We start from the raw sequence: 13,121 nt of genomic DNA on the forward strand, positions 1-13,121 counted from the left end.
TTTACATTATTCTGTTAACCACTGCAATCAGCTCTTCTGACGTAAATGGTTTAACAATATAGTCAGCCGCTCCCAATTCTTTACCTTTGTTTACAACTGTTTGCTGACCAACAGCACTGATCATTATCACTTTTGATTCCAATCCCTCATCCCGGAGGACTTTCAATATCTCAAAGCCCATCATATCAGGGAGGATGTTATCCAGGGTAATCAGGTCCGGCTGCTGCTCCAGGGCTATGTCTATAGCTCCTTCTCCATCTTTTGCTTCGCCCACAATCTCCATTCCGGCCTCTTCCAACGCTGTGCGGATCAATGACCGCATATAAATTGAATCGTCTACTATTAGTACTCTCTTACTCATGATATTTTACCCTGTTTATCAAACTAAATCTCTGATTTTATCCACAAACTCCTCCTGAAAAATCCAAACGAAATCAGGTGCAATGTCTAATTCAACGCCGTGGAAAATAGCCTTGAAACGAATAATAGCATCAAACTCGCCTGCTTCCTTTTCCAAATAGCTATTGACCTCAGTAGATTTCACAACATTCAGCGAAGGTACATGACCGTATATTTCCAAGCCCAAAAAATTTGAAAATTCTGTGATCACCGCAGCCGCCATCATATTATCGATTTCGGTGAGAAAACCAATTTTCATCATCCTGCTTTCAGGGGTATCACTATCGATCAGTTTGGCAGGCAGGCAGGCTTTAAAGACCTTGGCCACCTCATCTTCTCTGAAAATAAGGTGACTGGTACCTTTGAGCTCACCAATCAACTTGGTTTTGATCACATGCACGCTTTGGCCATCCAAATCTTCAAATTTGGGAAGGGGAACATCTACACTACTGCTGTAGTCGATCTTCTCTATGGAAATGGGGCTCTGCAAAATCTGCTCCATCGATTTTTTGGCCATCGATAGTCCATCAAAGACCAGCTTTGAGGCTATTTCCAGTTCGTTTTCGTTCAGTTTATCCAACATCAAAAATTAAAATTATCTATAGCAATCTGTTTAATTTATTCCTATTGGTCAAAGTCTCTTTGACCGAACGGCTTAATTAGTCGTTGAATCAGTTGATTGATGCAGTAATCTTCTCAATCGCCAACAATCTAACCCATCCGTACCTATTTTAATCCTATGCGGTCAAAGATTTTCTCACCTCCTCCAATAATTCCTTCGGATCAAACGGTTTGGTAATATAAGCTTTAATACCAAGATCCAGGCCCTCCTGAATCGCAGATTGTTGTCCCACCGCACTCACCATAATAACGGTACGTGAAATGCCCTGCTCCTTGAGCGCCCGTAAGATCTCCAATCCGGTCATATCCGGCAATATGTTATCCAGGGTTATCAAATCCGGATCCAACTCTACTATTTTATCCAGGGCCTCAACCCCGTCTTTTGCCTCTCCAATCACCTGATAGCCAGCGCTCACTAAAATTCCCTTAATGGTAGATCTGGAGTATCCAGAATCGTCAACTATGAGTATGGTCTTGCTCATCTTTTCTCAAATTTTGGTTTTTGTATACTCCCTTTCACTTCTTTTTTCCGATAGACTCTGGTGCGAATGTCCTCTACCTGAAACAATAATTTTCCCGAATCCGGCATTATGTCATAGTATCCGATGATCAGGTAGCCATTGGGCTTCAGACTTTTATAAAACAGGTTGAGAACCTTCAGCTTCAGCTGCTCATCGAAATAGATCATCACATTTCTGCAAAAAATGATGTCGTACTCACCAGTTACCGGATCATGGACAAGGTTGTGCCTTTCGAAGGTAACGTTCCGCTTATAGTGAGATTTAATGGCCGCATGCCTGTCGTGAAACTCAAAGTAGTCTTCCAGCTTGCGGTCAGGAAAGAATTTCAAAAAAGGAGTCAAATAAGGTTTGATGACCTCCAGAGAGTATTCTCCATCTCTAGCTTTTTTCAGCGCTTTTGTGCTGAGGTCAGAGGCCGCGATTTTTGTCCGGCCCAGGAGCCCTTTTTCTTCTAAGACAATGGCCATGGTGTAGACCTCCTCCCCCGTGGAGCAGCCAGCGTGCCATATTTTGAGTGATTCTCCTTTGAATCGCTCAAGAATCTCGTCGCGAAGTTTAATCCATACGTCGGGGTTTCTGAAAAGCTCTGTAAGGTTCACCAGCAGATCATCGATGGCACTCATGAAGAAATCATGATCCTTAAGGATTCGTCCCCAGAGGTCAAGTGAAGAATCCATGCGATGCTTCATCATGAGCCGGTTCACCCCTCGCTTCAAAGATGCCTTCTCATAATTGGTAAAATCAAGTCCATATCGGTTTTTGATCGCCACCATCAAGGCACTCATTTCTTCGTCGGTAATCAACTCGAGAGGCTTTGCTTCACCGGAAAAGATACTTACTGATTCCTTCATTTAGAATTATTTGGTTTGGAGGACTTTTAGATGAATCAGGTCGGTGAGAGCTGCTATATCTATTACCGGGCATACATTTCCACTTCCCAGTATCGTGGTGCCGCTTAGTAATTTAGTTTTGTTAATTGGTTTGGCCAGAGGTTTTTCGATGATCTCTTTCTGCTGAAGGACTTTATCTACAATCACCCCTGTGGTCTGGCCCATGTAGGATACGATGATCACGTTAAAAACATCCTCCTCCTCACTCAGTTCGAAACTCTTCTGCAGACTGCCACGGCGACTTATTTCGTCCAAACTTCTCATTTCCAAAATATCCTTCAGGAAAACAATAGAGATCGCTTCGTCCTGATATTTGGCCATCAGTCCCCCACTGAGTTTATTGATTTCACTTCTGGCAATGGTCACCACGGCTTCTGTGTATGAAAGTGCCATGGCGTACTCCTGCCCCCCTACATCGAAGAGCAAGGTGCCCTTAAGCGCCAATGACGATGGCACATGGAGGTTAACCGTGGTACCTGCGCCCACTTCTGTCTCTATACGCACCTGACCACCGATGGACTCAACGGCCTTCTTCACCACATCCATGCCCACACCACGTCCGGAAATTTCATTCACCTTGTCGGAATTGGAAAAGCCCGACTCAAATATGTACCGCAGCACTTCGTCCTTACTCAGGTCTTTGGCCACAGCATCGGCCACCATTCCCTTCTGAACGATTTTCTTACGGATCACTTCATGATCGATACCCGCACCATCATCCTTCACCACGATAATCACCCGATCCCGTTCATAGCGTGCATCCAGGGTAATAGCTCCCTCAGGAGGTTTACCGCTTTCTACCCTTTTGGCCTCCGGCTCTATTCCGTGACTCACAGCATTTCGCACGAGATGAACCAGCGAATCACTGATCACCTTGAGCACGTTGCGGTCTATTTCTATCTCCGTGCCTTTGAGTACCAGCGCAACATTTTTCACCTCAATAGCTGCGGCATCCCGCACTACCCGATGGAATTTATTGAACAAAAATCCAACCTGAATCATGCGGGCATTCATAATGCTATACTGTAGGTTGGAGCTGATTCGCTTCAGTCGCTCAAACTCTGCAGTGGCCAACCCTATGTCCTGGCTAAAGGCAATCAGTCTGTCGCGCTCGATGATGAGCTGCCCCACCTCATTGAGCAAATCATCCATTTTCTTCACAGGAATCTGGATGACATCTGAAAACATCACCTGGGCCGGCCCTTCCTGTTTGGTTGTTTCTTCTTCTGCAGGCTCTAATTCTTCTTCACCGGGCGCGGCTGCCGGTGCTCCTTTATCCAGCTCGTTCTTAAGAAAGATCGAAAGACTGGTTTTGATCCCGAGGTAACTCACCTTCTGATTGGTCTCCAGGGCTCGCACCACCTGCGTGAGTTTGTCGTTGGCCCTGAAAAGGATTTCAAAAAGCTTTTTACTTAGTGTGATTTGCTTATTTCGAATGGCGATCATCACATCCTCCATAGCGTGTGAAAGCTCAGATACGCCATCCAGGCCCAGACCCATGGCATTACCTTTCAGGGTATGGGTAATCCGAAAAATGCCATCAATGGCATCCTGATTGGACTGATCTTTTTCCAGCTCCACGAAGAGCTTGTCCAGCTCTTCTATCTGGTCTTTCGCTTCTATGAGAAAGAGTTCCTTATATTCTGATTCCTTAGATTTCAATGTTATAAACAGTTAACCAAGTATCCACCAATTTCTTTTATATGCATGACCTTTTCGGCCGCTCCGGTTTCGAATGCTATTTTAGGCATGCCATAGATAATACTGGATGACTCATCCTGTGCTATGGTAATACCCCCGCTATTTCTAATCATTTTCATCCCCTTCACCCCATCACGTCCCATACCGGTGAGGAGTACCCCTATCGCTTTTTCGCCATAGCACTCAGCCACAGATTCCATCAGCGCATTTATGGAGGGGTTGTTATACTCTTTGTATTCCTCTTTGGAGAAACCCACTTTCACTTTTTCTCCCTTTCCTCCCTTCACCATGATCATGTTGGCATTGCCCGGCGCGATAATGACCATCCCCGGCTGGGGAATCATGCCACGCTTCCCCACCACCACTTTGAGTGAACTGAGTGCATCCAGCCGGTCTGCGAAAGACAAAATGAAATTGGGAGGCATGTGCTGACAAATAAGCACCGGAACGTTCAGGTTGGCAGGTAGGGATGTAATGACCTTCTCCAGGGCGGACGGCCCACCGGTAGACGCTCCAATCACAATCACATTGAACCTGGCCACGCTATCAAATGTATGGGGCAACTTGCTTAGTCCATCATTTTCAATGGGTGTCGGCCGGGGCTTGGCACGGGCCACCCGCTTGACCATGGCCAAAATCTCAGCATTGATCTCCCGGATTTTCGAGCCTCCTTTTTGTGGTTTGTTGATGTAATCCACTGCTCCCAGCCGAAGCGCATCAAAAACCACATCGAGGTTACTGTTTCCCACCGAACTCAAAATCACTATAGGAATGGGATTGGCCTTCATGATATGCTCCACAGCATACAACCCATCATACTGATCCATGTTAATGTCCATCAGAATAACCTCAGGTTTCAGTTCCAGGGCCTTCTCAACCGCCTCCTTACCATTGGAGGCCGATCCTATCACTTCCAGCTCTTTGTCTTTGGACAACAAATCTGTGATCAGCAATCTCATGAATGCCGAATCGTCTACTACTAATATTTTTATCTTGCCTGTCAAATGCTTAGCTGGTTATCATTCTGGCCTTCAGTCTATCTCCCTCGATCAGCTCATCTATGTCGATGAAATAGACCATCTGTCCCTGAACCTTCACAAGTCCCTTAATGTAAGTTTCGTCCAAAGAGGTTTCGGACAGGTTATCAATGGTGGACTGAATGGTGTCCCCGGAAATTTTCTGATTGAATGGAACATCAGGCACCAATATACCAACGGTAAACCGCTCCGTGCTCACCACCATGGTATAGGCGGAGCGAGCTTTGATGTCTTCACTGGCATCTACCAGACCGAGCTTATCGGCCAGATCCAAAATGATAATGCCCTTTCCTCTAATGGTGGCAATCCCTTTGATGTATCGGGGTGTTTGCGGCATTTTGGTAATGGGTACGGTGGGCACCACTTCATTGACTTTGGAGATTTCCATGGCAAATGACTCCTGCCCCAACTGAAAAACGATGAGGTGTACATGCTGACCCTTGAGAGAATCAATCTCCTCTTTGAACCGCCGGTGAAGCTCAGATCTTCTGGTCAGCTCTTCCTGAGTCAGGAACCAGGACTTATCTGCTGGTTCCTCTTTTTTGGAGACCTTTTTGGCTTTGGCTTCCTTCCCCTTGTCTGCACTGGAAGGATGGGCGCTTTTTTTCTTAAGATTGCGTCCTGCTGTCATATTATATTCGGATTGCTCACCATTTTTAATCTACAAAGAAATTAGTCGATATCTGCCAAAATCTCAGGGTACTTCTTTTTTATCCTCTCAAGGAATTTGTTCTCATCTGCAACATTATTTCCCATGTCGCTTTGCACATCCAGGATTCCCCAGTCTTCCAAATCGGGCAAATAAATTGGTGCTTTTCTGGCCAACTGGTAGGTGTCCCCCATCGCTGTTTTTACTTTCACAAGCCGCTGTACGGGCTTTCTGTTCTTGATGATCTGGCCTTCATCCGCCCAGTCATCACCGGATACCTGAGTGCCATTCGAACTGGTCAGATACTTTTTACCACTTTGGGTTTTCACCAGCACTGCGTCGTTGATGTGCTTCAGCACCTCTCCAAAAAATTCCTTCTGCTCTTTGAATAACCTGGACGTATCCTTCCCGGACTTCACCAACCTCTGAAGGTTTTCAAGCTCCACCTCCTGTTCTTCAGATTTTATCTGAGCCAGCTTCAGGTCTGTGATGTCTCTGGATATCCCAAAGGTGCCGACGATTTTCCCCTCCTGGTCTTTCAATGGCAACTTGGTAGTGGATACAAAGCTGGTAGTCCCATCCTTTTTGTCCTCTCTCTCTATCTGATTAAGCAAAGGGACTCCGGTCTTAATGATGTTCTGCTCATCGTTGAAGGCCTTTTTGGCATGTTCTCCAAAAAAGTCAAAATCTGTCTTCCCGGTGATTTCACTCACATCTTTTACACCAAAATTAGGCGCCATTGACTCACTCACCCTCATGAAGTGTCCCTGGGTATCTTTGAAGTAGATAAAATCAGGCATATTATCCAGTAATGCCGCCAAGAGCCTGTTCTCCTCTTCAAATTTGAGCTGGGCCAGCCTCATTTCAGTAATATCTCTGGAGATTCCAAAAGTGCCTATGATGTTTCCATCCACATCCTTCAACGGCATCTTGGTGGTAGACATATACCTGGATTCCCCATTTTTGAGATCCGCCTTTTGAATGTTGTTGATCATAGGGACACCAGTCCGTATGATATTTTGTTCATCCTCATAAGATACCCTGGCATGCTCTCCATGGAAGTCAAAATCACTCTTCCCTATCAATTGTTTTGGATCTTCCATTCCAAACCTCTTGACGTGAGCCAGGCTATTTCGAATGAATTTGCTTTCTCTGTCTTTAAAATAGATATAATCCGGGATGTTAGAGAGCAGTGCATCCAACAGGCTCTTCTCCTTTTCATAGGCCTCACGCATTTGGAAGAGTGCATTGTTCTCTTTGGCCTGCCCCGATAGTCGAACCATGCTGATGCCCTCCTTAAATTCCATGGCGATCTGGGCAAGGTTTTGGGTTTTATCATTGTAGCTGCCCATACCCGACGAAAGCTCGGTAGCCGAACTGGCCACCTCTTCGGTGCCTGCTGCGGTCTGCTCTGCTATCACCACGATGCTTTCGGTGATGGAAACCACATTGTTAATACTCTGGATTTGATTTTGGGCAGCATTGAGAATCTCCTCAGAGAACCGAAGCGTCTCTGTGGAAGAATCAAGAATTTCCTTGAAGGACTCAGCGGCAAACCTGGAGGTTTCCTCTCCGCTTTTCACCACCATATTCATATTGGACATCACTTTGGCTGCCACCTGGGTATCTGCTTGCACGTCTCCCACCAATATTTCTATCTCCTTGGCCGACTTCCGGGAATCCTCAGCGAGTTTGCGGATTTCCTCTGCCACTACGGCAAAACCGCGACCGGCATCCCCTGCCTGGGCGGCCTCTATTGCGGCATTCAGTGCCAGCAGGTTCGTCTGAGAGGCAATCTCCGTGATCACGCTCAGCGTCCTTGAGATCTCCTGAGACCTCTGAGTGAGTACCTGAATCGATTGATTAGTCTTGGTAGAGTACTCAGAAATCTCCACCATGCTGCTCACCACTCCATTTACAATGCCGATCCCTTTTTCACTGCTTTCAGCACCAATCTTTGCAGCATTGTTGATGGCCTCAGCCTTCAGCACCATTCGCCGGGAAGCCTGAAGGATTTCCTCTACCAGGCTGGATGACTCATCCACCTTGGCCAACTGATTTTGGGCTCCACTACTCATCTGAGCAATGGCAGAAGCAATTTCGTTGGTGTTGGAATTCATTTCCTCACCAGTGACCCGCATCTCGCTGGTAGACTCCTCAATGGTGAGCACATTCTGAGAGATTTGATGAAGCAGCCCATCGAGGTTGTCCAGTGCCAGGTTGAGGTTATTGGCCATTTTCAGAATATCTCCTTTGGCTTCCTCCTTGTACCGATGGGTGAGGTCACCGGAAGCCATGGCATTGACGATCTTGTTGATGGAGTAAAATGGTCTGGAAACGTTCTCCAGAAGCTGATTAATTGAATCTCCCAACTGGAGCCAAATTCCGGATTTGTTTTGGTTATCTATTCGCACATCCAGTTTACCCTCATCTCCGGCCAGGCTCACTACTTCGTCCACCCCACCGAGCATAGTGCGCAGGTTATCCCTCATATCCAGCAAGGACTGTCCCAACAGATCGTTTTCACTTTTCAGGCTAAACTCTGAATTCAGGTTTCCCTCCCGAATCTCATTGGCCAGGCCAGCGGTATTTTTCAGAAACACCAGGTGGCTGTCCAGCGCTTTGGAGATATGACCAATTTCATCCTTTCTGCCGGCTGTTTTCAGCTCCTGAAAATCAACATCGAGATTGCCATCAGACATCATATTGATTCGCTTGATAATCCGATAAAGCGGATAATGAACATACCTGAAGATAAACCGCATGCCCAGGTAAAACTGAAGGATGATAACCGGCGAGGCATACATAAAATAGACGATCCCGTACATGCCGGATGCATAGGCGACGATGCACAGCTCGGCAGAAAGGGCTACAAAAAAAAGGCATATCCTAAAGAGGAAAGATCCTTTGAAGTTGAAGTAAATAGCTAAAGTGCTCGCTAGCAAAATAGCGCTTACAAAGCCGGTAATCTTTAATAATTCTATCATCTATTGGGTTGCGTTGGATTCAAAAAATATGGGGAAACTTATCTTGTCGGCCTGATCGCACTATTCCACCTTCACTTCGATCATCTCTAAAATATCGACCAATATGATCATGGACTTATCCTTTTTGACAATGCCTTTGATAAAGTGATCTTCGGGTGCGAGGTTATTGATCACCGCTGAACTGGTATTGATCTGTGAAGATTTAACCAGTAAGGTGTCAGGCACCTGCCGCACTATGAGACCGGCCTGGTAGGTATCATCTTTGATCACGATGATAAACGCCTCTTCCAAATCCTCCATCAGCCGGGCCTTGGGATTGATCCTCTTTTCAAGGTCAATAACGGCCAGTACGTTACCCCTTACATTGCCTACACCGAGTATATAGTCGGGAGCCTGAGGTACAGGGGCTATTTTGGGCACTTTCACCACCTCGCGCACTTTTTCTATGGGAAGCGCATAGCGCTCACGCCCTACCGGAAAGACAACGAGTACTTCGTTTTTTTCTACCTCCCCAGTCTCTGAAATTTCCTGATTGAGCCTGCCTAAAGCGGCTGCTTCTACCCAGCTCTTTTCTGACTGAGCTATGCCATGTGACTTTGTAGAGTCTCCGTCCACCATTTTCGCTGCGTTAAAATATTGTCTAAGGGAATGTAACCACCAGGAATCAAATAAAAATCAAACTCCTCAATGGCTCAGCCTCCGAAAAACTTACGATTCAGAGTGTCCTATTATTCTCAGATTCCATCACCCGGAGAAATAATATTCGGCTAAAACCTCCTTACTCAAACATTTGTAAAATAGTAAAATGAAAAATTTCACCTACTAAAAAGCATAAATATTTAAAGAAAAACTTATCCTCTCAACCGAAACTTACTCACCCGATCAGTAAGCTCAGCCGCCACGTCTGATAAACTCTGCGATTTCTGTACATAGCTCTCCATTCCTGCCGACAGTTCTGTAGCAGAACTGGCTATTTGCTCTGTACCAGCGGCTGTTTCTTCAGCAATTACCACCACAGATTCGGTAATGGTCACCACGTTCTTAATGGCCTCAATCTGCTGTTTCACCCGCTTGCGAATCTCCTCTGACATGAGGAGTGTATGATTAGAAGAACTGGTGATTTCATTGAAAGCTTCGGACGCAAAGTTGGTGGCATCTTCACCACTCTTCACACTGGCTTTCATCATTTCTATGGCGGATGCTGCAGTGCTTACATCACTCTGCACATCATTTACCAACTGCTCAATTTCCCGCGCTGATTTTTTGGAATCCTCGGCCAGTTTTCTGATTTCCTCAGCCACCACTGCAAACCCTCTGCCGGCATCTCCTGCCTGAGCCGCTTCGATGGCGGCATTCAGGGCCAGCAGGTTGGTTTGAGAGGCTATTTCGGTAATCACACCCAGTGCCAGTGATATCTCATTGGAACGCCTGGTTAATACCTGAATCGAATCATGAGTATCGGAGGAAAATGCCGCAATGTCACGCATGCTGAAACCTACCTTTTTCACAAGGCTCTGACCTTTTTCACTATTCTCCACGCCGCCCTGTGCCGCTTCGTTGATGTTTTCTGCCTGCTCGCCCATTTCATTGGAAGATCGCAAAATCCCTTCTACCAAACCTGAGGATTCATCCACTTTTACCACCTGATTCTGTGCGCCATTGCTCATTTCAGAGATGGATGAGGCGATCTCTCTGGTATTGTAAGTCATCTCCTCACTCACTGTTCGCATTTCCACGGAAGACTCATTCACAATGGTGGCCATTCCGGCGATATTTTCGATCAGTTCATTGATATTATCCAACGCCTTATTGAAACTAGAAGCCATTACCTGCACATCCCCTCTGGCGTCCTCGTCATACCTTACGGTGAGGTCACCTGCAGCCATGGCATCCACCATGGTGTTGATTTTATTAAATGGCAGGGAGATGGAATCCAGCAGGTTATTGACAGAATCACTCAACTCTTTCCATGCACCATCTTCCCAATCCGTCTTCATCCTGGCGGTCTTTAGCTCACCGTTCTCACCAGCACTTTGAATTACCTCCCGAGTTTCCCGGCTTACCGTACGCAGATTTTCGCGCATGCGCAAAAGAGAAATTCCCAACATATCGTTTTTACCCGAACTGGTAAATTCGGTATTCAGATTACCCTTGCCTATCAAGTGAGAAAACTCCGCCTTGCGAATCAGGTCATCCATGAGTTCATTGGCAGCAGACGCCAATACGCCAAGTTCATCCTTTGATTTAATATTCAGTCGGTTTTCGGTGGATAAATCTCCCTCCGCCAACTTAGTAAGCAGGAAGCTGGACTTCTCGAGAGATTGAGCAATGGCTGCAGAGATCTTATAAGTGATAAGGATCAGCACAACGAGACCAATCAACCCGACGATCAGGGTAACCATGAACACGGCATTGAACTGGGCAGTAATTTCTGAAACCGGCACCACGAAACCCGCAGACCACGGGAAGGATGACCTGCCAATGGGAATGGCCGCAAAGGAAACATACACCTGCTCACCCAGGTCTTCATCATACACCTGATAGGAGAACGAATCTCCATTCTTAATCCTTTCTCTTACATTGTATGGGCTCTTTTTGACAATACTTAGGGTGTCCATGGATTGGCTGAACAAACTCTCATTCTTATGGGAAATGATCACCCCCTGATTGGACAGCAGAAAGGCAAAACCATTGTCATAATAATCTACCTCTGATACCCCCGCAAAATCATCAACCGTCATATCAGTACCGATCACGCCAGCAAATTTGCCATCGATTTCTATGGTGACGGTAGGAGATATTCCCAACAGTGAATCCGTAGCACCAGAGGAATAGTCATAGTCCAGGTACCAGTAGGGTTCCGAAAGTTTTTCACTGTGATCGCGGTTGTATTTAAGAAACCAGTAAACCCCTGTAGTGGGGTCTCCATCCAGATTGGCCCACTCTGAGGACGAGTTGACCTTTCCGTCACGCATGTAAAAGTTCATCCGCTCCCGACCGTATGACTTGTCATACCCTTCTTCAATGGCCCAAAGCTGCCAACTCATCCAGGTGGCATCATATTTCGGATATTGCTTCAGGATATTCACCATCAGGTTCTTTCGGAGGGTATCGCGAAGCGGGCGCTTCATGTAAGTGTAGTCTTTGATGATGTCCGCCATGCTGCGGGCCACTGCCATGTCTTCATCCAAGATCGCCTTGATTTCATTGGCCTTCTGCCGGGCGTAAGAATCGGCGAGTTTCTCTGCTTCGTCTATGGCATTGGCTCTCAATTGAAAACTTATGTACCCCAATGATATGATATAGACAAGGACCGTAACCCCCACTATAAAAATCATCATCTTCCTCCTGATCGTCAAATTAAAGTTCATAACTAAAAGGCTTGTATTTGCACATGGAGCAATTGCTGGTTGCTCATTATAAAAGAAGACATTTTAGCTGACAATTTCACGACAATTAGACCTATCCAGAATAATTTCATTATGAACTGGACAAAGTAGGGGACGAATGATTATCAAATCAGAATCGTTTGATCATTTTCAATAATAAAATAATAACATTCAGGCTGATTTATTAACAAATCCTCTTGAGCTCCTATATCGTTCAATGGGCCTCTCCCACCCATGATCAGGCCTGAGTCCCTTCAATCTCCTTACACAGACGCTGGTACCACTCCTGGCCAAATCGTCTGATCAGTGGATCCTTTAGAAACTTGTATACCGGCACCGAGAGTTTTTCGCCCAGCTCGCAAGCGGGAGCGCAGATGTGCCAGCGGTCATAGTTAAGGGCTAAGAATTCGTGAAGTTTGGCCACCCGTATGGGATAGAGGTGGCAAGAAATGGGTTTCTGAATAGAAGTCTTCCCATCACGCCAGGCCTGTTCTATGCTGCATTTCAATATTTTCTTATCATCATAAAAGGCAAAGGCGCATTCCTTGTTATCGATGGTGGTGGTACTAAAATCACCTTCTTCATCCAACAAATAGGCACCATTGGACTCCAATGCGGCGACTGCCTCAGCAGACAGGTAGGGCTTTACCACCTCCATCACCTCCTCCATATCTGCCAACTCGTCTTTCTCCAGCGGTGCACCCAGGTCGCCCTCTACGCAGCAGGCTCCTTTGCACTTGTCTAGGTCACAAACAAAAAATTGTTCTTTGATGTCGTCCGAAATGAGTGTTTGATCTATCTGTATCATGCCTTCTTATTAACCAGCACAAAGGTATTGGAATGCACTTTAATCGATAAAGAATATTTTTTTTCTAAAAAAACCAAACTCTTTTACCCCGCATTTCGTTATCCTTGTACTTACATATA

The 13,121-nt window shown here is 46.0% G+C and carries 11 protein-coding genes; all 11 read right to left on the bottom strand.

Features of this window, described 5'->3' with window-relative positions:
- Position 1: 1 nt before the first annotated feature.
- On the bottom strand, positions 2 to 361 hold the full coding sequence (locus RIH33_RS06375; RefSeq protein ID WP_159584951.1) for a response regulator: 360 nt from the start codon (positions 359 to 361) through the stop codon (positions 2 to 4).
- Positions 362 to 379: 18 nt separating this feature from the next.
- Entirely contained in the window at positions 380 to 982 is a 603-nt protein-coding gene (locus RIH33_RS06380; RefSeq protein WP_406654196.1) for a hypothetical protein, read from the bottom strand.
- 154 nt (positions 983 to 1,136) lie between these two features.
- Positions 1,137 to 1,502, bottom strand: a complete 366-nt coding sequence (locus RIH33_RS06385) for a response regulator (RefSeq protein ID WP_406654197.1) — start codon at positions 1,500 to 1,502, stop codon at positions 1,137 to 1,139.
- Positions 1,499 to 2,392 (bottom strand): CheR family methyltransferase, encoded by an 894-nt coding sequence (locus RIH33_RS06390; protein WP_406654199.1) that lies wholly within the window; start codon positions 2,390 to 2,392, stop codon positions 1,499 to 1,501. The genes RIH33_RS06385 and RIH33_RS06390 overlap by 4 nt, the downstream gene beginning before the upstream one ends.
- Before the next feature lie 6 nt (positions 2,393 to 2,398).
- Positions 2,399 to 4,093 (bottom strand): chemotaxis protein CheA, encoded by a 1,695-nt coding sequence (locus RIH33_RS06395; protein WP_406654200.1) that lies wholly within the window; start codon positions 4,091 to 4,093, stop codon positions 2,399 to 2,401.
- Between the two features lie 2 nt (positions 4,094 to 4,095).
- A complete protein-coding gene (gene cheB / locus RIH33_RS06400; RefSeq protein ID WP_406654202.1) occupies positions 4,096 to 5,136 on the bottom strand; it encodes a chemotaxis-specific protein-glutamate methyltransferase CheB in 1,041 nt (346 codons plus the stop codon).
- 4 nt (positions 5,137 to 5,140) lie between these two features.
- A complete protein-coding gene (locus RIH33_RS06405) occupies positions 5,141 to 5,800 on the bottom strand; it encodes a chemotaxis protein CheW (RefSeq protein WP_406654204.1) in 660 nt (219 codons plus the stop codon).
- Between the two features lie 41 nt (positions 5,801 to 5,841).
- Complete coding sequence (locus tag RIH33_RS06410; protein WP_406654205.1) at positions 5,842 to 8,805, bottom strand: methyl-accepting chemotaxis protein; 2,964 nt, start codon at positions 8,803 to 8,805, stop codon at positions 5,842 to 5,844.
- A 60-nt stretch (positions 8,806 to 8,865) separates the two neighbouring features.
- The gene (locus RIH33_RS06415) at positions 8,866 to 9,423 is read right to left on the bottom strand and encodes a chemotaxis protein CheW (RefSeq protein ID WP_406654206.1); all 558 of its coding nucleotides are present in this window, start codon (positions 9,421 to 9,423) and stop codon (positions 8,866 to 8,868) included.
- 233 nt (positions 9,424 to 9,656) lie between these two features.
- A complete protein-coding gene (locus RIH33_RS06420; protein WP_406654207.1) occupies positions 9,657 to 12,176 on the bottom strand; it encodes a methyl-accepting chemotaxis protein in 2,520 nt (839 codons plus the stop codon).
- A gap of 256 nt (positions 12,177 to 12,432) precedes the next feature.
- Positions 12,433 to 13,002, bottom strand: a complete 570-nt coding sequence (locus tag RIH33_RS06425) for a DUF3109 family protein (protein WP_406654208.1) — start codon at positions 13,000 to 13,002, stop codon at positions 12,433 to 12,435.
- Between the last annotated feature and the right edge of the window lie 119 nt (positions 13,003 to 13,121).

The sequence above is a fragment of the Marinoscillum sp. genome (genome assembly GCF_040222955.1).
Taxonomy (GTDB): domain Bacteria; phylum Bacteroidota; class Bacteroidia; order Cytophagales; family Cyclobacteriaceae; genus Marinoscillum.

What these genes read in the sequence shown, in the direction of transcription:
- RIH33_RS06375 (WP_159584951.1), bottom strand. Translation starts at nt 361, where the DNA reads ATGAGTAAGAGAGTACTAATAGTAGACGATTCAATTTATATGCGGTCA.
- RIH33_RS06380 (WP_406654196.1), bottom strand. Translation starts at nt 982, where the DNA reads ATGTTGGATAAACTGAACGAAAACGAACTGGAAATAGCCTCAAAGCTG.
- RIH33_RS06385 (WP_406654197.1), bottom strand. Translation starts at nt 1,502, where the DNA reads ATGAGCAAGACCATACTCATAGTTGACGATTCTGGATACTCCAGATCT.
- RIH33_RS06390 (WP_406654199.1), bottom strand. Translation starts at nt 2,392, where the DNA reads ATGAAGGAATCAGTAAGTATCTTTTCCGGTGAAGCAAAGCCTCTCGAG.
- RIH33_RS06405 (WP_406654204.1), bottom strand. Translation starts at nt 5,800, where the DNA reads ATGACAGCAGGACGCAATCTTAAGAAAAAAAGCGCCCATCCTTCCAGT.
- RIH33_RS06410 (WP_406654205.1), bottom strand. Translation starts at nt 8,805, where the DNA reads ATGATAGAATTATTAAAGATTACCGGCTTTGTAAGCGCTATTTTGCTA.
- RIH33_RS06415 (WP_406654206.1), bottom strand. Translation starts at nt 9,423, where the DNA reads ATGGTGGACGGAGACTCTACAAAGTCACATGGCATAGCTCAGTCAGAA.
- RIH33_RS06420 (WP_406654207.1), bottom strand. Translation starts at nt 12,176, where the DNA reads ATGAACTTTAATTTGACGATCAGGAGGAAGATGATGATTTTTATAGTG.
- RIH33_RS06425 (WP_406654208.1), bottom strand. Translation starts at nt 13,002, where the DNA reads ATGATACAGATAGATCAAACACTCATTTCGGACGACATCAAAGAACAA.